The following is a 19005-nucleotide window of genomic DNA, read 5'->3' on the forward strand; positions in this document are numbered from 1 at the left end:
CATGGGCCACCGCTTCCTTCACGCCTCCGGGTCGGCCGGCGGGGCCTCCGCGATGTTCAACGCCGCCCCGGTCGCTGCGTCGGTCGCGTGCTGAGCATGATCGAAGCGGACACCGCCACGCGGGTCCCCCGCATGTCCGGGGACGACCTCGCTTCCGCACCCATGTGGCCCGCGAGCGATCCAGAGCCGGCCAGCGTCGGCCGGATCGCGGGACTGCGGCCACGCCTGCGCCCCCGCGATGGGGGCGACGTCCCTGGAGCCGACGTCGACCTGGTGGACGCGCTGGATCCCCTGACGCGGCACGTGGTGACGGCCTGGCTGCGCGACAACCCCTCCGCCCCCCAGCGACAGACCCGGCTGCGGGTCCTGGCCTCGTTCCTGCGCTGGCTGTACGCGACCGAGCCGGCCCTCGAACTGCTCACGGCCACCGACGCCCAGTTGGACGCGTACTGCTATGCCGCCCTCATCACCGGCGTGGGCACGCCCGGCAAGCCCTTGGCCAGGGCGACGGTGATCAGGCGGCGCGCCACGCTGGCCTCCTTCTACGCCTTCGCCCGGCGATACGGCGCGGTGCGGCCCCGCCGCGACGTGACCGGCACGCCTCCGCCCACCCCGGCGGAGCGGCGCCTGCTGCGAAAAGGGGTCATGCGGCTGGCCGACGACGGCCGCTGGGCCGAGGCTCTCGCCGTCGCGCTGCTGGAGGCCACCGGCACCTCCGTGGAGGCGCTGGCCGCTTTGACCGCCCACGACGTCCACCCCCTGACGAGCGACGACCAGCTCGCCCTGATCACCTTGCGCGGTGGCCGTGACGGCATCGTCGCGTTCCCGGTGTCGCCAGAGATCCGCCACCTGTTGCGCGCGCTGTGCGGCAGCCGGGCCGCTGGAGAGCCGCTGATCTGCCGGGGCGACGGCCGGAGCGTGGATGCCGAGTGGATCGGGGCCGCGCTCACCGACGCCGCCCTCGCCGCCGGTGTGCGCAGGCAGCGGGCCGAACTCCTGCGCCCGCACCTGATGCGCGCCATCACGGTGACCGAACTCGCGGACTGCCCCTGACTCAGTCCCCGCCCCCGTACTGGCCGGACTCCACTCAGAGCGAGTAGCTCGTCGCCTGACGGCCGATGGACGACCTCCCATGATGGAGATTCCTCTTTCAGCAGCGCTGAATGCGGTGGCAATCTCCATGGTCCGGCTCGTGTCCCGGTTGGTTGGCTGTGGGCATGCGAGTCATCGTGCCCGCCGCCGAAGGGCGGGCGGTAAGGGTCGGCGCCGGCCGGCGCGTACGCGTCACAGACCTCGAAGGCGGCCAGGTCGGCGATGTGTTCGCGGTCGCCGCGGACGACGTCGACGAGCACCTCAGCGCGTCGCACACGCGGGCCGCCACCAGCCGCCTGTTCCCGGTGGCCGGCGAGAAGTTCGTCACCAGCCGGCGCAGGCCCATCCTCACCCTGGTGGAGGACACCTCCCCCGGCTGCCACGACATGCTCATCGCGGCCTGCGACCCGGAGCGCTATCGCGCCCTGGGCGTGCCCGGCCACGCCTCGTGCGCGGACAACCTGCGCGCGAGCCTGGCCGCGCTCGGCCTGTCCGTGCCGGTCGTCCCGCAGCCCGTCAACGTGTTCATGCGGATCCCGGTGGCCGGCGACGGCCGGCTGAGCTGGCTGAGCTCGATCAGCCGCCCCGGTGACGCGATCACGTTCGAGGCGGCGATGGACTGCGTTCTCGTGGTCTCGGCCTGTCCGCAGGACCTGAAGGGGATCAACGGGCACCACCCGACGGCATTGGCGATCGACCTGCTCAACCCCGGCCAAGAAATGAGTGAACGATGAACGACGTCCTGCACCCCGCTCTGCGCCCGGAGCGCATCGGCGGTCTCAGCCTCGCCAACCGGCTGGCGGTCTCCCCCATGACCAGGGTGTCCGCCACCGCCGACGGCACACCGACCGGCGAGATGGCCGGCTACTACGCGGAGTTCGCCCGCGGCGGCTTCTCCCTCGTGGTGACCGAGGGAACCTACACCGACATCTGGCACAGCCAGGGGTACGCCAACCAGCCCGGCATCGTCACCGACGGCCACGAGGCCGCGTGGCGGGAGATCGCCGGCCAGGTGCGCGCGGCCGGCGCGGCCTTCGTCCTCCAGCTCATGCACGCCGGAGCGCTGTCGCAGGGCAACCGCCACCGCGACGACACCGTCGCGCCGTCGGCCGTCCGGCCGCGCGGTGCGAAGATGCCCGAATACGGCGGGCACGGCCCGTGGCCCACGCCCCGGGCGATGGACCAGGACGACATCGACCGCGCGGTGCGGGGCTTCGTGGCCGCGGCCGTCCGCGCCAGGCGGGCCGGCTTCGACGGGGTCGAGGTGCACGGCGCCAACGGCTACCTGGTCGACCAGTTCCTGACCGACTACACCAACAGGCGCGACGACCGCTACGGCGGCACGGTCGCCCACCGGGTACGGCTGGCGGCGGAGATCGTCTCCGCCATCCGCGCGGAGCTCGGCCCGGACTTCTGCGTGGGCATCCGGCTGTCGCAGGGCAAGGTCAACGACTTCACGCACCGATGGGCGGGCGGCTCCAGGGACGCGGAGACCATCTTCGCCGCGCTCGCCGAGGCAGGCGCGAGCTACCTGCACATCGCCAGCGAAGGCCGGGACTGGGTGGAGACGGCGACCCTGGACGGAGCGATGACGATCACGGGCCTGGCCCGGAAGGTCACCGGGCTGCCCGTGCTGGCCAACGGCGGCATGCACGACCCGGCCCAGGCGGCCACGGCGCTGGCGGACGGCCACGCCGACGTCCTGGCCGTCGGCCGGGGGGCGCTCGCCAACCCGGACTTCCCGCGACGCCTGGCCCAAGGGCTGCCCATGGCACCCTTCGACGATCAGATGCTCCAGCCGATGGCGACGCTGAGCAACGCCCGCCAGTGGCGGCAGGGCGCCGGGGTGACCGCTTGAGCACGGCAGCAGGCGGGTCTCCCCGGTGGAGCTCAGTCCATCGCGTCGATGGTCAGCGCCAGGAACAGGTCCACCCGGTCCTCGGTGCGGCCCACGTCCCGGCCGGTGAGCTCGGTGATCTTGGCCAGCCGGTTGCGCAGCGTGTTGACATGGACGTGCAGCGCTGCGGCCGTCGCCCCCCACTGCCCATCGTGATCGAGGAACGTCCGTAGCGTCAGCTCGAGCTCACCATCCCGCCGCGCGTCATGGTCTTTCATCGCCCCGAGGAGCTCGCCGGAGAACTGGTGCGTAGTCTCCGCGTCGAGCATTCCGAGGAGCAGCCGGTGCGTCCCCAGCTCGGCGAAGGCCCGTACGGAAGGTCCCGTGGAGGTGCGCCGCAGCACGCGGCAGGCCTCCCTGGACTGCAGGAGCCGGGGTCGCAGCTCGGCCGTCTGGGCGGCGATGCCGCTCAGCCCCGCGACCGGGCGGCGGCCGGGGAAGCGCCGCTCGACGCCGCGCACCAGGCGCTGGGCGAGCAGCGGCAGCTCGCGCTCGGGATGGCGCCAGGGCAGCACGGCGACTACGTCCTGCGTGCCGCCGGCGACGACCGCCGGCACGCCTTCGGCCGCGAAGAGCTCCCCGATCACCTCGGCGAGCCCGTGCATCGTGGCGGCCTCGCCCTGCGCGAACGCCACGGCGCACACGGCCAGCGGGCCGCCCGGATCGACCCCGAAGGCGCGCAGCCGGCCGGGGACCTCCGTGGCGCGCCGGCCGCCCGACAGGATCATCTCCAGGAGCTCGCACGCGAAGCGCATCTCGATCGCCTGGACGGCCTGCTGCTTGGCGACCTCCAGGCTCAGGAACCGGGCCGTCTGCTCCAGCGCCGCCCGCTCGGCCGCCGCGAGCTCGCGCAAGGGGCGCAGGCAGATGAGGGCCGCGTCGATGTCGCCGACGGCGCCCACCGGGAACAGCGCCACGCGTCCCACCTCCCCCAGATCCACCTCCAGGGCAGGCGGATGCCTGGCCAGCCCCGCGGCCACGGCGTGCAGCTGGTCCGCCGCGAGGTCGGCGCCGGCCACCGCGAGCGAGCGAGCCATCCGGTCGACCACCGCGAGCGGCAGGTCGTGGTCGCGCCGCAGGACGTCGAGCACGCCGGAGGCGCCGGCGCCCCGGGAGATCGCCGTGGCCAGGGCGTCTCCCCTGCGCACCATGCCAACCAGCGACTGCTTGCGCTCGTCGGCCAGCATGTCGGCGACGGCCTCCGAGACCGCCGTGAACGGAACCGCGATGGAGATCTCCAGCAGCGGCAGCTCCTCCTCGCGGCAGGCCTCGATGAGCGCGGGCGGAGTGGCGGGCAGCTCGGCGCGGAGGCCGAACACGATGCCGCCGGCCCCGGCCTTCTTGACGTGGCGGACGAACCGCTCCGGATCCACCCGGTCGAGCCACACGCCGTTCGTCAGCACGAGCTCGCCTTCACGTACGTAAGCCGACGGGTCGGGCAGCTCGGTGTTGTGCACCCAGGCGATGGGCTCCTCCAGCGCGCCCGGACGGCCCGGCACCAGCACGCCGAGTTCGAGCGAGGAGCGATCGACCAGGGATTGGATCGTGAACACGGTGTGACTCTATACAGCAGACAGCTATTTCTGTGGAACTTCGTCCACCCCCTCTGGAGATCGGCAGGCTCGTACCCGGGCATCGTGACGCGTCGGGCACCATGGTGCTGTGACCGAAAGTGCGGGAGGCCCCAGGAGCGTGCTCGGCCGTTCGCCGCTCGCGTCGCTGGCCGAGTTGGTGGCCGGGGGCGGTGTGGCGGTGCTCAGCGGGGCGGGGCTGTCGACGGAGTCGGGGATCCCTGACTACCGGGGGCCGACAGGCCGGGCCCGGCGGGCGGAGCCCATGACGTACCAGCGGTTCGTCGGCAGCGCGGAGGCGCGGCGGCGCTACTGGGCGCGCAGTCACGTCGGGTGGCGGCAGATCGGCCTGGCCGCGCCCAACGCGGGGCATCGGGCGGTGGCCGAGTTGGAGGGGCGCGGGCTCATCGAGGGGATCGTCACGCAGAATGTGGACGGCCTGCACCAGGCGGCCGGCGCGCGGCGGGTGATCGAGTTGCACGGCGGGCTCGACCGGGTCGTGTGCCTGACCTGCCGGGAGCGGACCTCCCGTACGGAGCTGGAGGACCGCCTGCGCTCAGCCAATCCCGGCTGGGAGGCCAGCGGGCAGATCAACCCTGACGGTGACGCCGTGCTCGCCGATGAGCAGGTCGAGAGGTTTCGGGTGGTGGACTGCGCGACGTGCGGGGGGCTGCTCAAGCCCGACGTGGTGTTCTTCGGCGAGAACGTGCCCAGGACCCGGGTGGACGAGTGCTTCGCGCTCGTCGCGGGGGCGCGGGCGCTGCTGATCCTCGGGTCGTCGCTGACGGTCCGATCCGGCCTGCGATTCGTCACCAAGGCCGCCGCGCTCGGCATCCCGATCGCCATCGTGAACCAGGGGCCGACCGGCGGTGACGCCGAAGCCGTGCTCACCCTGGACGCACCCCTCGGCGTGACACTGACCCACCTCGCCGCCCGGCTCTGAAACACACCGAGCCCAGGGCGCGGTCACTCGTCAGCCGGCGGCCAGTTTCTGAGAACGGAGTCGAGGGCGTCCAGAGCTCTGGACCACGAGGCGTCCACGTCGCGCGGGTGGTGGCTGAACCCGCCCGCCCGCTCCAGGCTCACATACCCGTGGAACGTGCTGCCCAGCAGCCGTACCGCATCCGTCTGGTCGGGCTCCTGAAGCTCATAGGCGCGCAGTATCGCCCGCGTCATCTCCGCGTGCCGGCGCGCGGCGTCGGCGGCCGCCGACTCGGGGTCGAGCTCGATCTGCGCCGCGGCGTACCTGCCCGGATGCTCCTTCGCATAGTCCCGGTACGCGCCCGCGAAGGCGGCCAGCGCGTCCTTGCCCGCGCGGCCGGCCAGCGCGGCGGCGGCCCTGTCGGCGAGCTCCGCCAGGGCCAGTGCCGCCACCCTCGTCCTCAGGTCCCGCGCGTTCTTGATGTGGGAGTACAGGCTCGGATCCGTGACGCCGAATCTGCGCGCGAGCGCCGAGACGGTCACGTTCTCGAAGCCGACCTCGTCGGCCAGTTCCGCCGCCGCCTGGGTCAGGCGTTCGGCGGTCAGCCCCGCGCGTGCCATGTGCCGCCCTTCTCGCTTACCTAGAGGCATTAAGTATTTGCATAATACTCCTAGGGAAGCTAGCTTCCCCACCTATGAGAGCGGTTTCCGAGCGTGACATCCGCGCTTCACTGGTCAATTGCACCAAGGGCGAGGCGAAGCGCCTGTCCGTGCCCAGGGATCTGGCCGCGCGGCCGTGGGACGACCTGGACTTCCTCGGGTGGCGGGACCCCGCCTCGCCGGAACGGGCCTATCTGGTCGCCGAGTCCGGCGACGGGTTCGTGGGGGTGGCGCTGCGCCGGGCCGCGCCGCATGCCGGGCATGTACGGCGCAGCATGTGCTCGTTCTGCCTGACCATGCACACGGGAGACGGCGTCTCGCTGATGACCGCGCGCAGAGCGGGGCGGACCGGGCAGCAGGGCAACTCGGTGGGCGCCTACATCTGCACCGATCTGGCCTGCTCGCTCTACCTGCGCGGGAAGAAGGAGGCCGGGCCCGGCGGGCGGCTGCACGAGTCGCTCACGCTGGAGGAGCAGATCGAGCGGACCACGGCCAACCTGGCCGGGTTCCTGGACAAGGTGGTCGGGTGACCACGGTCATCGCCGACGTCGTACAAAGACGACCGCTCTGAACTCCTAGCCGTCGGCGGCCAGGCGGTCGAGCCATTCGCTGAGGAGGTGCCGCTCCGCGCCGCTCAGCGTTGTCTGCTCGGGCAGTGCGGCACGCAAGGCCCGAGCCGCGCCGGCCGGGCCCGCGTCCCGCACGGCGGGCTTCTCGTTGGTGACGGCGGTGACCATCGACTCCCGCATGGCGGTCAGCAGGGCCGGGTCGCGTTGATCGGCGGGCAGCGACAGCCAGGTGAGCACGGCGCCGCGCGCCGTCGCGTGGATGAGGGCGGCCGCGAGCCGTTCGTCGACGCGCAGCCAGCCGCCGGCGGCGAGGCGCCGGATGCGCCCCAGCAGGATCTCCATGCCGGCCTGGAAAGCGGCTGACGTCGTGCCGCGTCTGGGCTCGCCGTACATCAGCACGTACAGCGCGGGGTTGGCGAGGCCGAACTCGACGGCGAGGTCCCAGCCCGCGCGCAGGTCCTCGATCGGGTCGGGCGGGTGGGGATCGACGCGCTTGGCCGCCAGGAAGGTGACGTAGCCGTGCTCGGCCACCGCCTCGAGCAGCGCGTCCATGTCGGCGAAGTGGCGATAGATCGCCGGGGGCTGCAACCCGGCCGCCGCCGCGACCGCGCGGGTGGTGACCGCGTCGCGGCCCTCACGCGCGAGCAGGTCCGCGGCGGCCTCGATCACGCGCCGGCGGATGAGCTCGCGCCCGCCGGCCGCGGTCTCGGACGCGTCGTCCTTCGCTCCTCGAGGCATGAATCAATGATACGGCCATCGATGTACCGTCGCTAGTATCAGTGATACCGTCAAAGTGTTGCCACTGGAAATGTCAGGAGTATGAGATGCCAGCGAAAATCCGCATCATCGGGCTTGAGGAACACGTCGCCCTGCCGGTGGTGCTCGACGCCTGGACGCGGGCGGGGATGCCGCAGATTCCGCAGCGCGGCTACGGCGACGAGCCGATCGCGCGGCGGCTGCGCGACGTCTCCGATCGGCGCCTGGCCGACATGGACGATCAGGGCGTGGACGTCGCGGTGCTGTCCCTGGCCACACCGGGCGTACAGAACCTCGCGGCGGCGGACGCCGTGAGCGTCGCGCGTGAGGCGAACGACGCGCTCGCCGAGGTCGTCGCCGGCAACCCGGAGCGGTTCCAGGCGCTCGCGGCCATCCCGACGCCGGCGCCCGAAGCCGCCGTCGAGGAGCTGGAACGCGCGGTCACGCGGCTCGGCTTCCGCGGCGCGATGCTGTACGGGCGCACCGGGGACAGGCTGGCCGACGCGCCGGAGTTCGACGACCTCTACGCGGCCGCCGCGCGGCTCCGGGTACCCCTGCACTTCCACCCGCAGACCCCCGCGCAGCCGGTCCTGGACGCGTACTACTCGGGGTTGGGCGACGTCGGCATGGGGCTGGCCACCGCGGGGCTGGGCTGGTACTACGACCTGGGCGTTCAGTACCTACGGATGATCTTCTCCGGGGTGTTCGACCGCCACCCCGAGCTGCAGGTGATCGCCGGGCACTGGGGTGAGGTCATCCTCTTCTACCTCGACCACACGGGCATCCTGGCGCGCGACGCGAAGCTGGAGCGGCCCCTGGCCGACTACTTCCGCCAGAACTTCTGGGTAGCGGGCAGCGGCACGGTGAGCGAGCGCTACCTGCGGTGGACCGCGGAGGTCGTCGGGACCGAACGCATGCTGTACTCCACCGACTACCCCTACACCTACGGGACGCGGCCCGGCGGCTTCCCGTACCTCGACACCAGCGGCGGGGTCGCACGGTCGTTCCTGGAGGGAGCGCCGTTCACCGAGGAGCAGAAGGCCGCGATCGGGTCCGGCAACTGGGAGCGGCTGACCGGGCACGTCGCAGCCACTGGCGGGCATCACTAGCGCCACGCTTCTCCTCAGGACTCAGCTCCGCGCCGGTATGACGGGCTCGAGGTGGAACATGCCGGTCACCACCTCGCCGCGCTCCTTCACGTGCTGGGTACGGCCCGCCACCGCCGACACGACATCGCGAGCGGTGATCATCCCGACCAGTCCCCGGTCGGACACGACGGGTACGGCGTCACAGCCGGCGTCCATCATGACGGCCGCGACCCGGGTCAGCAGGTCGTCCGGCTGCACGCGCGGCCTGCGTTCGCCGGCCAGCAGCTCGCTCACCCGGCGGTTCGACTGTTCCTGCGGACCGCCCGACCAGGAGGCCGCCAGTTGCTCGCGCGACAGGATGCCCAGGACGTGCTGCCCCTCGACCACCGGCAGATGGCGCACGTCGGCGCGGCGCATCAGTTCCCAGGCCATCAGCGGCGACTCATCCGCCCTGACGGCCACCAGGATGCGGCTCATCACCAGCTCGGCGGTCAGCGACTCGATGCTCAGGTTCATGGTCCCTCCTGGCGGGCCCGTACGACCGCGACCGGGCAGGTCACGTGGTGCAGCACGGCGTGACCGACCGAGCCCAGCACCGCCGAAGCGAAGCCGCCCAGCCCCCGCGACCCGACCACGACCAGGTCGGCCGTGGCCGCGGCCCTGATCAGGGCGCCGGCCGGGTGCTCGCACAGGTTCTCGTCGGTGATCTCGACATCCGGGTTCTTCTCCCGCCAAGGCGCTACCCGCTCGCCCGCCGCATGAACCTCGTGCTGGAAGGCCTTCTCCAGCAGGCTGTCGTAGGCGGCCGCGTACGGCGAGAAGACCGGCAGTTGCCAGGCGTACAGGACGTGCAGCCGCGCATGGCACGCGCGGGCCTGCTCGATGGCGTACTGCATGGCCGCCTCGGAATGCGCCGACCCGTCGTAGCCGACGACGATCCGGCCGTACTCTTCCCGCCTGGCCCCGCGTACGATCACCACCGGACCCCGCGCGTGGCCCGCGACGGCCGTGCTGACCGAGCCGAGCACCATGCCCTCGAAGCCGCCGAGCCCCCGGCTGCCCAGCACCAGGCTGTCAGCCGACGCGGACTCGCCGATCAGCTCGTCGATCACGTTCCCCGCGCGCAGGTCCGTCGTCACCTCGACCTCACCGGCCAGCTCGCGGGCCCGATCGGCGGCGGCCTCCAGCGCACCCGCGCAGTACTCCGTGCTGAAGTCACCGACTCCGTGCGGCCACTGCTCGCAGATGTGCACGATCCGCAGATCCAGCCCCCGGCGCCGCGCGTCGGCGGCGGCCCACTCCGCCGCCGCCGTCGCCGGAGCGGAGCCGTCCACCCCGGCAACGATCCGTCCGTTCATCCCGGTCTCCCTTCACGAGCCCGCCTTCCACCTCCAGGCTCGCGAAACAGGGACCCGGCCACCGGAGGACGAAGTCCCGAATTCGGGTGCCATTGGTCCCAAGGGCGCTCACCCGATCTGGATGATGTGCTTTCCGCGTACGCCACCGGCCTCCAGGGCGCGGTGGGCCGCGGCGATGCCGGCGAGGGGGTGGACGGTGTCGACGACGGGGCGGATGTCGCCGTTCTCCGCGTACCGGGTCAGCTCGGCGAACAGCTCGTGCCGGGGGTTGCCGCTGAAGAAACGCACCCGCCGGGAGCCGTGGACGGTCGAGGCGAGGACGTAGGAGAGGCTGGCGAGGACGTTCTCGATGTCGAAGGCGATGGCCACCATGCGTCCGCCCGGAGCCAGCAGCCCGCGGTAGAGGGAGTGCTGAGTGCCGACGGTGTCCATGATGACGTCGAACCTGCCCAGCTCCGACGGGTGGGCCGTCCGGTAGTCGAGCACCTCGTCGGCACCCAGGCCGCGGACGAAGTCCAGGTTCCGCGAACCCGCGAGAGCGGTCACGTGAGCACCGAGGGCCTTGCCGAGCTGGACCGCGACGCTGCCGACCCCGCCGCTGGCGCCGCGCACCAGAAGGCGTTCGCCGGGCTTGAGCCGGGCTTTGGCGCGCAGGGCGGTGATCGCGGTCGTTCCGCCCGCCGGGAGGGAGACGGCCTGCACCGGGGTGAGGTCGGCGGGGGCGAGGGAGATCTGCCGCGGGTGGACGGCCACGTACTCCGCCGCGCTGCCGAACCGCCGCGGCAGGGCGCCCCACACCCGTTCCCCTTCCCGCGGTCCGGTCACCGAGGAGCCGACCTCGGCGATCTCGCCGGCGAAGTCGATCCCGGTGCGCTGGGGGAAGCGGCGCCCGGTCACCAACCGCACCCGCCCGGCCCGGCCGTGCAGCTCGCCGCCGTTGACGCTGGCCGCGTGCACGCGGACCAGCACCTGGTCGGGCTTGACGGCCGGCACGGGGACCTTGCCCTCGTACAGCACCTCCGGGGGCCCGTACCGGTCGTAGAGGGCCGCGCGCATCTCGTTCACGATCTCATCCTGTTCTGTCAGCGGAGGGATGTTCCGCTTGCTCGCCCAAGCTAAAGCCTTAAACGGATGACCCATTCCATTTACGGTAAAGTGAGAGATATGCCCGCTCAGCCCTCTCAGAAGCCCCCTGCGGCCATGCGTGCCGACGCCCGGCACAACCGCGAGCGCATCCTCCGAGCCGCCCGCGAGGCGTACGCCGTCCGGGGAATCGACGTGCCCGTCACCACGATCGCCCGCCGGGCCGGCGTCGGCGCGGCCACCCTCTACCGGCACTTCCCCACCCGCGCCACACTCATCAACGAAGCCTTCGCCGAACAGTTCGCCCACTGCGTCGCGATCCTCGACGAGGCGCTGGCGGACCCCGATCCCTGGCGCGGCTTCTGCTCCGTCATCGAAAAGGTGTGCGCCATGCAGGCCACCGACCGGGGCTTCACCGGCGCGTTCCTCTCCCAGTTCCCCGACGCCATCGACTACGACCGCGAACGCACCCGCGCCGAGGACGGCCTGGCCGAGCTGGTACGGCGGGCCAAAGACACCGGGCAGTTGCGCGACGACTTCGACCCCACCGACATCCCTCTCCTGCTCCTCGCCAACTGCGGCGTCGTCGAAGGGTCCCAGCAGGTCTCGCCGGCCGCGTCCCGGCGCCTGGTCACCTACCTCCTCCAGTCCTTCCGGGCCGGCCACGCCGAACCCCTGGCGCCGCCCGCACCGCTGGAACTGCACCAGATCCACCACCCCCCGCGCCGCCACTAGCTCCAGCGCCCTATCCCCCCAGATCAGGGGGGATGTGGAAGACCAGGAAGCTGCCGACTATGGGAGAGAGCCAGACGGGCTCGTCCAGAAAGGGGCCCCCATGTCCACGGAAGCCGTCGGCGTCATCCCCATCATCGAAGCCGACACCAACCCGCCCGCCACGGCCACCGACCAGGCCACCGGCTGGAACGTCCTCTTCAACGCCGGCGGCGAGGTCATCCTCCGCGCCCCGCTGATCGGAGTCACACCGTTCACCCCGGTCACCGTGTCGATCACGGAGGTCGACGCCAACGGTCGCCCCTTCATCGGCGGCGCCCGTATGACCGTGCACAACGTCCGCGCCTTCGAGGGCGGCGTCGACACCCGGGTCAGCATCGAGTTCAACGGGGCGCTGCAGGTCAGAGTCAGCTACCTCTGGGTCTGAAGCCCACCGGCCCCGCCCGGCGCGTCGTGCGTACGGCCGGCTTCCTGGCGGGCGAGCGGCGCGGCAGACTGGTGTCCGGCAACGCGCCGCGCTTCCTCGCCCTTGTCTGGAGAAACCGTGACGGACCTTCATCTCGTGGTCGTCACCGGCCCGCGGCTCGTCGCCGACCTGGGGCTGCTCCGGCAGATCGTGGCGACCGCCTGCGACGCGCTCGGGCTGCCCGGCCGGCTGGAGGCCGCCGCCGACGTCGAGGCGCTGGGGAAACTGCTCCTCGACGGCGGCCGTGACGACACCTGCGCGATCGTGGCGCTGCCGGGAGCCGACCCCGCCATCCGGTCGATGCTCACGCGGCCCGGATCCCACACTTCCCGGACCGTGTGGTACGACGTGACCGACACCGGGCCGGCCGAGGTCGCCGCCGGCTCCGTTCACCTCTTCGGCCGCGGGATAGCGGGGCTGACCTGGGCGATCCGGCACGCCGTACACCGGCTGCGCCACCCGGCGCGCAGGATCTCCTACGGCCCGCACACCGACCAGTGGGCCGAGCTCCGCCTGCCGCCCGATCATGACACCCGGCCGCTGCCGGTCGCCGTCATGCTGCACGGCGGATACTGGCGCTCGATCTGGGGCGCCGACCTGATGGACGCGCTGAGCATCGATCTGGCCGGGCGCGGCTACGCCGCCTGGAACCTCGAATACCGCCGCCCGGACCGGCATGGCTGGGACGCGACCACCGCGGACGTCGCCGCCGGATTCGCCGCGCTGGCCACCGCGGCCCGCGAGCACCCGCTCGACCTCGGCCGGACCGCGGTGATCGGCCATTCGGCGGGCGGGCAGCTCGCCCTGCGACTGGCCGCCGACGTGGCCGGGATCGCGCTGGCGGTCTCGCTGGCCGGGGTGCTGGACCTCGGCGAAGGCGCCCGGCGGCGGATCAGCTCGGGCGCCGTCCCGGCTGCCCTGGGCGGCGCTCCGGACGAGATCCCCGAGGTGTACGCGGCCGCCGACCCGCTGACCCGGCTGCCGCTGGGCGTGCCGCAGTTGATCGTGCAAGGGCTGGACGACGACCTCGACCTCGTCGACTTCAACCGCCGCTACGCCGCCAGGGGGCGGCAGGCCGGTGACGAGCTGGTCCATGTCGAGCAGCGAGGCGACCATTTCGCCGTCATCGATCCCGCCTCCGGCATCTGGCGGGCGACCGCCGCCCAGCTGCGTCTGTAGTTCGTCCTGCTCCGGCCAGGTGAAGGCTCCGCATCGCCCACGTGAGAAGATCCGTGGCGATAGGTGATGGTTTCGAGGGTGGAAGAGGGCCATGTACGCGATATCCCTGGGTGACGACGGCGCGGAGTTGCGGCCGCTTGAGCCGTGGCAGGCCGAGGAGTTCCTGACCCACATAGATCGGGGACGGGAGTTCATCGGGCAGCACGTCGCGATGCCGGACAGGGTCACGGATCTGGAGTCGAGCCGCTCGTTCCTGCGGGCGTACGCGGAGAAGGCCGCGGCCGACGCCGGGCGGATCCACGGCATCTGGGCGGACGGCACGCTGGTCGGCGGGGTCATCTTCCGGACGATGGACCTCGAGCACGGCACCGCGGAGGCGGGCTGCTGGCTGGAGCCGTCGGCGGCGGGCAGGGGCCTGGTGACCAGGGCCATCCGCGTGATCATCGACTGGGCCGTCGAGGAGCGGGGCATCCACCGCGTGGAGTGGCAGGTCTCGGCCGCGAACGCGGCCAGCATCGCGGTGGCCCGGCGGCTCGGGATGACCAAGGACGGCGTGCTGCGGGAGAGCTACTGGTACCGGGGGAAGCGGCACGACATCGAGGTCTGGTCGGTACTCGCGCCGGAGTGGCGGGCGGCCCGGCCGGCCTCTTAGAACCTCAGCGCCGGAGGCCACGTCGATCGCACAGCCGGAGAAAAGCGAGGAGGGACTGCAACCTTTCGCCCGCCGAGTCGCGTTGGCAACGAGCGAGAGGAGATCACATTGGATCGTCATGTCGGCTTCCGCGAGTTCGTCCTCGCCCGCCAGCAAGCGCTGATGCGGAACGCGTACCTGCTCACGGGAGACGCCCACCTCGCCGAGGACCTGCTGCAGAGCGTCCTCATCAAGGTTCTCGGGCAGTGGTCCAAGCTGTCCAAAGGCGGCAACCCCGAGGCCTACACGCGCAAGGCACTGGTCAACCAGTACATCTCCTGGAGGCGCCGGCCACGTCCCGAGTCACCGAGCGCCGACCCGCCCGAACGCGGCACCTCCTACGACGGAGCCGCACTCGACCGGATCGTGCTGCGCCAGGCGCTGGCCAAGTTGACGCCCAAGCAGCGTGCCGTGGTCGTGCTGCGTTTCTGGGAGGACCTCACCGAGGCGCAGACGGCCGAGGTGCTCGGCTGCGCGGTCGGCACCGTGAAAAGCCAGGTCCATCACGCGCTGGCCCGCCTGCGCATGGTCGCGCCCGAGTTGGCGCATCTGCTGTCCGATTCCGAGATCGAGGAGGTGATCCGATGACGAGGCTGCGTGAGGCGCTGAACGACCTCGCCGACGAGGCCCCCATGGTGAGCCTGGTCGACCTGGCCATCGCGGGCCACCGGCGCAGGCGGCGCACCACCCGGACAGTGGCCGCGGTCGCCGCGGTCGTGGTGCTGCTGGGCGCGGGGACCACCGCCGCGGCGCTGCCGTGGTCGTGGGGCGACCGCACCGCCACGCCGCGCGGCGCCGACACGGTGCCCGACCTGCCCGACGGCAAGGTGGGGTTGATCGGCAGCGCTTACCAGACACCCTGCGAGGTCGACGACATGGCCCGGCGAGTCGACTGCAGTGCCGTCGAGTGGCGGGTGGTCACCCGCGCCGGCACGACCTACCGGGTGCCGCAGGCCCTCGTCAACACCACCAAGCAGCGGCGCGTGCCCGTCGCGATCAGCCGGGACGGGCGCATGCTCGCCTACTACAGCCATCAAGCCCAGGCGCATGTGGTCCGCGACCTGATGACCGGATCCGAGGTGACCTCCCCGGTCACGGTGAAGGAGGAACGGATCGGCCTAGGTTCGATGCTCGTGGTCTCCGACGACGGCCGCTACGTGGTCTTCGACCCTCATGTGGGGAGCAAGGAGCCCGGATCGCTGATCGACATGCACACGGGCAAGACGGTGCAGGTGCCCGGCAAATACGAGGCGGTCAGCGTCAAGGACGGCGTCGCCGAACTGGTCCGGTACATCAAGACCGACTTGTGGCTGATGCCCGTCACCGGTGGAGGCGCGCCGGTGCGCTTCCCTGGCACGTTCATCATGTTCAGCGAGCTCGCCCCGGACGGCCGTACGGTGGCCGCCGTCGAGTTCCGGGACCTGAAGAAGCGCACGCTCACCCTTCTCGACACCAAGAGCGGGCGGACCCTGCGGAAGGTGGCCATCCGCGGCCTGCCGGAAAACGGCAGCCTCGGGGGCACCTCGATCTGGGAGAGCGGATCCGAGGTCACCATCGCCTTTTCCGACACCAAGGGTTCCAAGCTCATCTATGCCGTCGACGTCCGCACTGGGCGGCTCCGGCAACTGGCCCGCTACCCCGGCAAATTCCCGCGCGTGACCTTGCCGGGCGCCGCCGATCGGTAGGTCACGCGTCGCGCAGCCGTAGCAGCAGGCCGCCGCCCAGGAGCGCCGCTGCGGCCCATGCGGCGAGTACGCCGAGCCCCGCCCATGGGCTGAGGGGCAGGGTGGACAGGTGGGTGGTGGCCTGGACGGCGAGCCCGGCGTTCATCGGTGAGAGCTGCCAGAGGAGCTTCTGCCAGGCCGGGTCGGCGATCATGAAGGGCAGGATCGAGAGGATGTAGAGCAGGCCGAGCACGGCTCCGATGGCCGTCGCCGAATCCCGTACGGCGGCGGCGATGCCGAGGCTGAGCAGCGCGATCAACGCGAGGTAGAGGATCGAGCCGAAAGCGGCGCGCAGCATCGGTCCTTCGGCCAGGGACAGCATCGGGCTGCCGGGACCGCGGGTGAAGCCGTTGTCGAGCAGGATACGCCGCCCGACCGTCATCGAGGCGAGCACGGCGACGGTGCCCGCGGCCAGCGTCAGCCCGGTGACGACGGCCGCCTTGGCGGCAAGGACGGTGACCCGGCGCGGCCGCGCCGCCAGAGTGGTGCGGATCATGCCGGTGCTGTACTCGCCGCTGATCGCCAGGACGGCCAGGATGGCGACCATCGCCTGGCCTACCTGGACTCCGAAAAGACTGATCTTGGCCGGGTCGTAGTCACACCCGGCCGATGTGCAGGACACGGCGGCGGCCGCCACGACGCTCACGGTGACGGTGAGGATGATGAGCCCGAGCAGCAGCCAGCCGGTGCCCGCCAGGGTACGGAGTTTCGTCCACTCCGCGTGAAGCTGTTGTCTCATGCGTCCCTCCGACGGAGTTGGAAGACGGCCAGGCCGAGCGCGAGCGCGGCGTAGCCGCAGAGCACGGCGAGGCCGGCCCAGGGTGCCAGCGGGTAGTAGCCGGCCGACGGGGCGTAGTTGCCGAGCACGTGCGCGTACTCGGGAATGCTCTGCTGGATCGCGAAGCCGGCGGCCGGGGTGAGCCGCAGCAGCCACCGCGCCGCACCCGCGGGCAGGACGGAGGCGGTCGCGAGGATATAGGGGACGACGATCACCACGATGGCGACGATGACCGCGGCGACGCTGCGCCGGAACAACGTGCCCACCGCGAGGGCGAGGACGGCGGCGGCCGCGAACAGCACCGCCGTGCCGACGATGACGCGCAGTTCGGTGAACGCGGTCACCGGGAGGATGTAGTTGCCGTTGGCGCGCAGGACCTGCCCACCGAACGTGACCGCGGCCGTGGTGGCTGCCAGTCCGGCGACGAAGGTGACCATGCCGATCGCGAGGGCCTTGGCCGCCAGCGTCCGGCCGCGTCGCGGCCCGGCGAGCAGGGTGGTGCGGATCAGTCCGCGCCGGTACTCGGCGGTGATGAACATGACCGCCACCACGATCACCACGATCAGCCCGGTCAGTACACCGCTGAGGGTGTTCTCGATCTGCTGGCCGTCCGACAGGGGCGCGATGTCGCCGACCCCGGTCACGGTGTACGTGCTGCCGGACTCCTTGAACCCGCCCGGATGGTGCGCCGACCCATCGGGATTCAGGGTGACTCCGACATCGTCGGGGCGCCATGCACCACCGCCGACCGGCCCCTGGAGGCTCACCTGGTCGAAGACCGCGGTGGCCTCGGCGAAGCGCGATGCCGCGCTGGACCCGCCGAAGTCGCCCTGCGTCACCGTCAGGTCGCCGGGAGAGGCGGCGAAAAGCCCGACCTGCACCGCGGCCGGCAGCCCGGTCAGGCGCGCGGTGCCGACCTTGGTCCACTGCCGGCCGTCGGTGGACTCGTAGCCGGTGAGCTCCTCGCCGGAGCGGGTCAGCCGCAGCCAGCGCGGGGACTGCTTCGAGACGCCGCCCGGGCGGCCGGCCACATCCTGGGTGAAGTCGTGCTGCATCCGCACCCCGTGCTCACCGGTGACCATCACCGCCGCGTAGGCGGAGCCCTGCTTCATGCTCTCCTTGATCATGACTCCGGCCTTCGCCCACGGCACGACCCCGGAGATGACGCGGCGGTTCCCTGGAGTGACGTCGGGCAGGCGGATCTGGCCGGTCATGGAGGTCACGCGGACGGTGATGCTGCCGTCCCCGTCCAGCGGCCGGTGGACGAAGTAGAACTTGTCCTCCACCGCTTCGCCGCCCGGCCCCACCGGGACCGCGGGGCAGACACCGTCGCACGACTGGTGGCTGCCCGAGGCGGACAGCAGCCCGAGCAGCACGGTGACCAGCGCCGCGGCCGCCATGGCGAGCACCCAGCCGCGGACCGTCCGGAACTTGGTCCACTCGGCGAGCAGCAGCCGCGCGAAGCCGCCACGCCCAGCTCGGTGTGGGGCGGTGGTGGTCATCGTGCCGCCTCCTGCCCGGCGGCGCGGAACTCGACGGCGTCCCGGGTCAGCTCCATGTACGCCTCCTCCAGCGTCGCGCGATGCGCCGACACCTCCGAGAACGGCACGGCGTACCGGTTGAGGAGCGCCACGATGTGCTCGCCCGCCAGACCGGTCACGGTCAGGGTGTCGCGGCCGGTGGCGGTCGCGGTGGCGCCGGCGTGCGTCAGCGCCGCCATCGCCTCCGACGGCGCCGAGGTACGCAGGGCGACCCGGCCGCCGGAGGCGGTCGCGATCAGGCCGGCCACGCTGGTGTCGGCGACCACCCGGCCGCGGCCCACCACCACGAGGTGGTCGGCGGTGTCCTCGAGCTCGCTCATCAGGTGGCTGGAGACCAGCACGGCGCGGCCCTCGGCGGCCAGCGACCGCAGGAAACCGCGCATCCAGATGATGCCCTCGGGATCGAGGCCGTTGGACGGTTCGTCGAGCATGAGCACCGGCGGGTCGCCGAGCAGCGCGGCGGCGATGCCGAGCCGCTGCCGCATGCCCAGGGAGAAGCCGCCCGCCTTGCGCTGGGCCGCCGAGCCGAGCCCGACCTGCTCGATCACCTCATCGACGCGTCCGGCGCCCAGGCCCTGGGAGTGGGCCAGCCACAGCAGGTGGTTACGGGCGGTGCGGCTGGGCTGCAGGGCCGAGGCGTCCAGCAGCGCGCCGACGTGACGCAGCGGGTCGCGCAGACCGGCGTACGGCCGCCCGCCCACCAGCGCGGTGCCCGCGTCGGCCGCGTCCAGGCCGAGGATCACCCGCATCGTGGTGGACTTGCCCGCGCCGTTCGGGCCGACGAAACCGGTGACCTGCCCCGGCGTCACGGTGAAGGACATCCCGTCCAGCGCCATGGTGTGGCCGAACCGCTTACGCAGCCCGGCGACTTCGATGGTTGCTTGCATGGGTTCGGTTCT

21 protein-coding genes are annotated in these 19005 nt (G+C 71.9%); 12 read left to right on the forward strand and 9 right to left on the reverse strand.

The genetic code is table 11. The features are described from left to right. The first annotated feature begins 96 nt into the window (after positions 1 to 96). The 3 genes from AB0F17_RS48465 (at position 97) to AB0F17_RS48475 (ending at position 2950) form a co-directional block, all read left to right on the forward strand. Positions 97 to 1053 (forward strand): hypothetical protein, encoded by a 957-nt coding sequence (locus AB0F17_RS48465; RefSeq protein ID WP_358038068.1) that lies wholly within the window; start codon positions 97 to 99, stop codon positions 1051 to 1053. A gap of 164 nt (positions 1054 to 1217) precedes the next feature. Beyond that, positions 1218 to 1826 carry an urea carboxylase-associated family protein gene (locus AB0F17_RS48470; protein ID WP_358038071.1) on the forward strand — a complete coding sequence of 203 codons (609 nt, stop codon included), beginning with the start codon at positions 1218 to 1220 and terminating at the stop codon, positions 1824 to 1826. Then, positions 1823 to 2950 (forward strand): NADH:flavin oxidoreductase, encoded by a 1128-nt coding sequence (locus AB0F17_RS48475; RefSeq protein WP_358038074.1) that lies wholly within the window; start codon positions 1823 to 1825, stop codon positions 2948 to 2950. Before AB0F17_RS48470 ends, AB0F17_RS48475 begins: the two co-directional genes overlap by 4 nt. 32 nt (positions 2951 to 2982) lie before the next feature. On the opposite strand, the gene AB0F17_RS48480 is transcribed toward AB0F17_RS48475, so the two are convergent. Next, positions 2983 to 4542, reverse strand: coding sequence for a PucR family transcriptional regulator ligand-binding domain-containing protein (locus AB0F17_RS48480; RefSeq protein ID WP_358038077.1), 1560 nt, complete (start codon positions 4540 to 4542; stop codon positions 2983 to 2985). A gap of 109 nt (positions 4543 to 4651) precedes the next feature. On the opposite strand from AB0F17_RS48480, the gene AB0F17_RS48485 reads away from it, so the two are divergent. Beyond that, the gene (locus tag AB0F17_RS48485) at positions 4652 to 5503 is read left to right on the forward strand and encodes an NAD-dependent protein deacetylase (protein ID WP_358038079.1); all 852 of its coding nucleotides are present in this window, start codon (positions 4652 to 4654) and stop codon (positions 5501 to 5503) included. A 23-nt stretch (positions 5504 to 5526) separates the two neighbouring features. Here AB0F17_RS48485 and AB0F17_RS48490 read toward each other — a convergent pair whose 3' ends face one another. Further along, positions 5527 to 6102, reverse strand: a complete 576-nt coding sequence (locus AB0F17_RS48490) for a WHG domain-containing protein (RefSeq protein WP_358038082.1) — start codon at positions 6100 to 6102, stop codon at positions 5527 to 5529. A gap of 74 nt (positions 6103 to 6176) precedes the next feature. Here AB0F17_RS48490 and AB0F17_RS48495 point away from each other — a divergent pair, with 74 nt between their 5' ends. Further along, complete coding sequence (locus AB0F17_RS48495; RefSeq protein WP_358038084.1) at positions 6177 to 6671, forward strand: FBP domain-containing protein; 495 nt, start codon at positions 6177 to 6179, stop codon at positions 6669 to 6671. Between the two features lie 45 nt (positions 6672 to 6716). Here AB0F17_RS48495 and AB0F17_RS48500 read toward each other — a convergent pair whose 3' ends face one another. After that, complete coding sequence (locus AB0F17_RS48500) at positions 6717 to 7448, reverse strand: TetR/AcrR family transcriptional regulator (RefSeq protein WP_358038087.1); 732 nt, start codon at positions 7446 to 7448, stop codon at positions 6717 to 6719. 86 nt (positions 7449 to 7534) lie between these two features. On the opposite strand from AB0F17_RS48500, the gene AB0F17_RS48505 reads away from it, so the two are divergent. Next, the gene (locus AB0F17_RS48505) at positions 7535 to 8575 is read left to right on the forward strand and encodes an amidohydrolase family protein (protein ID WP_358038090.1); all 1041 of its coding nucleotides are present in this window, start codon (positions 7535 to 7537) and stop codon (positions 8573 to 8575) included. A gap of 21 nt (positions 8576 to 8596) precedes the next feature. On the opposite strand, the gene AB0F17_RS48510 is transcribed toward AB0F17_RS48505, so the two are convergent. The 3 genes from AB0F17_RS48510 to AB0F17_RS48520 form a co-directional block, all read right to left on the reverse strand. Further along, on the reverse strand, positions 8597 to 9070 hold the full coding sequence (locus tag AB0F17_RS48510) for a CBS domain-containing protein (RefSeq protein WP_358038092.1): 474 nt from the start codon (positions 9068 to 9070) through the stop codon (positions 8597 to 8599). Further along, positions 9067 to 9912 (reverse strand): universal stress protein, encoded by an 846-nt coding sequence (locus tag AB0F17_RS48515; protein ID WP_358038095.1) that lies wholly within the window; start codon positions 9910 to 9912, stop codon positions 9067 to 9069. The genes AB0F17_RS48510 and AB0F17_RS48515 overlap by 4 nt, the downstream gene beginning before the upstream one ends. Before the next feature lie 108 nt (positions 9913 to 10020). Beyond that, complete coding sequence (locus AB0F17_RS48520; protein WP_358038378.1) at positions 10021 to 10968, reverse strand: NAD(P)-dependent alcohol dehydrogenase; 948 nt, start codon at positions 10966 to 10968, stop codon at positions 10021 to 10023. Between the two features lie 108 nt (positions 10969 to 11076). On the opposite strand from AB0F17_RS48520, the gene AB0F17_RS48525 reads away from it, so the two are divergent. The 6 genes from AB0F17_RS48525 (at position 11077) to AB0F17_RS48550 (ending at position 15748) form a co-directional block, all read left to right on the forward strand. After that, the gene (locus tag AB0F17_RS48525; protein ID WP_358038098.1) at positions 11077 to 11730 is read left to right on the forward strand and encodes a TetR/AcrR family transcriptional regulator; all 654 of its coding nucleotides are present in this window, start codon (positions 11077 to 11079) and stop codon (positions 11728 to 11730) included. Positions 11731 to 11830: 100 nt separating this feature from the next. After that, positions 11831 to 12154, forward strand: coding sequence for a hypothetical protein (locus tag AB0F17_RS48530; protein ID WP_358038101.1), 324 nt, complete (start codon positions 11831 to 11833; stop codon positions 12152 to 12154). Between the two features lie 117 nt (positions 12155 to 12271). Next, on the forward strand, positions 12272 to 13372 hold the full coding sequence (locus tag AB0F17_RS48535) for an alpha/beta hydrolase (RefSeq protein ID WP_358038104.1): 1101 nt from the start codon (positions 12272 to 12274) through the stop codon (positions 13370 to 13372). Between the two features lie 91 nt (positions 13373 to 13463). After that, complete coding sequence (locus AB0F17_RS48540) at positions 13464 to 14024, forward strand: GNAT family protein (RefSeq protein ID WP_358038107.1); 561 nt, start codon at positions 13464 to 13466, stop codon at positions 14022 to 14024. A 108-nt stretch (positions 14025 to 14132) separates the two neighbouring features. Continuing rightward, positions 14133 to 14651, forward strand: coding sequence for a SigE family RNA polymerase sigma factor (locus AB0F17_RS48545; protein WP_358038110.1), 519 nt, complete (start codon positions 14133 to 14135; stop codon positions 14649 to 14651). Continuing rightward, positions 14648 to 15748, forward strand: coding sequence for a hypothetical protein (locus tag AB0F17_RS48550; protein ID WP_358038113.1), 1101 nt, complete (start codon positions 14648 to 14650; stop codon positions 15746 to 15748). Before AB0F17_RS48545 ends, AB0F17_RS48550 begins: the two co-directional genes overlap by 4 nt. A gap of 1 nt (position 15749) precedes the next feature. On the opposite strand, the gene AB0F17_RS48555 is transcribed toward AB0F17_RS48550, so the two are convergent. The 3 genes from AB0F17_RS48555 to AB0F17_RS48565 are packed head-to-tail and all read right to left on the reverse strand — an operon-like array spanning position 15750 to position 18993. Then, on the reverse strand, positions 15750 to 16526 hold the full coding sequence (locus AB0F17_RS48555; protein ID WP_358038116.1) for an ABC transporter permease: 777 nt from the start codon (positions 16524 to 16526) through the stop codon (positions 15750 to 15752). Continuing rightward, positions 16523 to 18067 carry an ABC transporter permease subunit gene (locus tag AB0F17_RS48560; protein ID WP_358038118.1) on the reverse strand — a complete coding sequence of 515 codons (1545 nt, stop codon included), beginning with the start codon at positions 18065 to 18067 and terminating at the stop codon, positions 16523 to 16525. The genes AB0F17_RS48555 and AB0F17_RS48560 overlap by 4 nt, the downstream gene beginning before the upstream one ends. After that, complete coding sequence (locus AB0F17_RS48565) at positions 18064 to 18993, reverse strand: ATP-binding cassette domain-containing protein (RefSeq protein ID WP_358038120.1); 930 nt, start codon at positions 18991 to 18993, stop codon at positions 18064 to 18066. The genes AB0F17_RS48560 and AB0F17_RS48565 overlap by 4 nt, the downstream gene beginning before the upstream one ends. Positions 18994 to 19005 lie beyond the last annotated feature (12 nt).

This window comes from Nonomuraea sp. NPDC026600, from assembly GCF_040638335.1.
GTDB lineage: Bacteria > Actinomycetota > Actinomycetes > Streptosporangiales > Streptosporangiaceae > Nonomuraea.

Coding starts and splice junctions, on each gene's coding strand:
- AB0F17_RS48465 (WP_358038068.1), top strand. CDS start 97: ATGATCGAAGCGGACACCGCCACGCGGGTCCCCCGCATGTCCGGGGAC.
- AB0F17_RS48470 (WP_358038071.1), top strand. CDS start 1,218: ATGCGAGTCATCGTGCCCGCCGCCGAAGGGCGGGCGGTAAGGGTCGGC.
- AB0F17_RS48475 (WP_358038074.1), top strand. CDS start 1,823: ATGAACGACGTCCTGCACCCCGCTCTGCGCCCGGAGCGCATCGGCGGT.
- AB0F17_RS48490 (WP_358038082.1), bottom strand. CDS start 6,102: ATGGCACGCGCGGGGCTGACCGCCGAACGCCTGACCCAGGCGGCGGCG.
- AB0F17_RS48495 (WP_358038084.1), top strand. CDS start 6,177: ATGAGAGCGGTTTCCGAGCGTGACATCCGCGCTTCACTGGTCAATTGC.
- AB0F17_RS48500 (WP_358038087.1), bottom strand. CDS start 7,448: ATGCCTCGAGGAGCGAAGGACGACGCGTCCGAGACCGCGGCCGGCGGG.
- AB0F17_RS48505 (WP_358038090.1), top strand. CDS start 7,535: ATGCCAGCGAAAATCCGCATCATCGGGCTTGAGGAACACGTCGCCCTG.
- AB0F17_RS48510 (WP_358038092.1), bottom strand. CDS start 9,070: ATGAACCTGAGCATCGAGTCGCTGACCGCCGAGCTGGTGATGAGCCGC.
- AB0F17_RS48515 (WP_358038095.1), bottom strand. CDS start 9,912: ATGAACGGACGGATCGTTGCCGGGGTGGACGGCTCCGCTCCGGCGACG.
- AB0F17_RS48520 (WP_358038378.1), bottom strand. CDS start 10,968: ATGCGCGCGGCCCTCTACGACCGGTACGGGCCCCCGGAGGTGCTGTAC.
- AB0F17_RS48525 (WP_358038098.1), top strand. CDS start 11,077: ATGCCCGCTCAGCCCTCTCAGAAGCCCCCTGCGGCCATGCGTGCCGAC.
- AB0F17_RS48530 (WP_358038101.1), top strand. CDS start 11,831: ATGTCCACGGAAGCCGTCGGCGTCATCCCCATCATCGAAGCCGACACC.
- AB0F17_RS48540 (WP_358038107.1), top strand. CDS start 13,464: ATGTACGCGATATCCCTGGGTGACGACGGCGCGGAGTTGCGGCCGCTT.
- AB0F17_RS48550 (WP_358038113.1), top strand. CDS start 14,648: ATGACGAGGCTGCGTGAGGCGCTGAACGACCTCGCCGACGAGGCCCCC.
- AB0F17_RS48555 (WP_358038116.1), bottom strand. CDS start 16,526: ATGAGACAACAGCTTCACGCGGAGTGGACGAAACTCCGTACCCTGGCG.
- AB0F17_RS48560 (WP_358038118.1), bottom strand. CDS start 18,067: ATGACCACCACCGCCCCACACCGAGCTGGGCGTGGCGGCTTCGCGCGG.
- AB0F17_RS48565 (WP_358038120.1), bottom strand. CDS start 18,993: ATGCAAGCAACCATCGAAGTCGCCGGGCTGCGTAAGCGGTTCGGCCAC.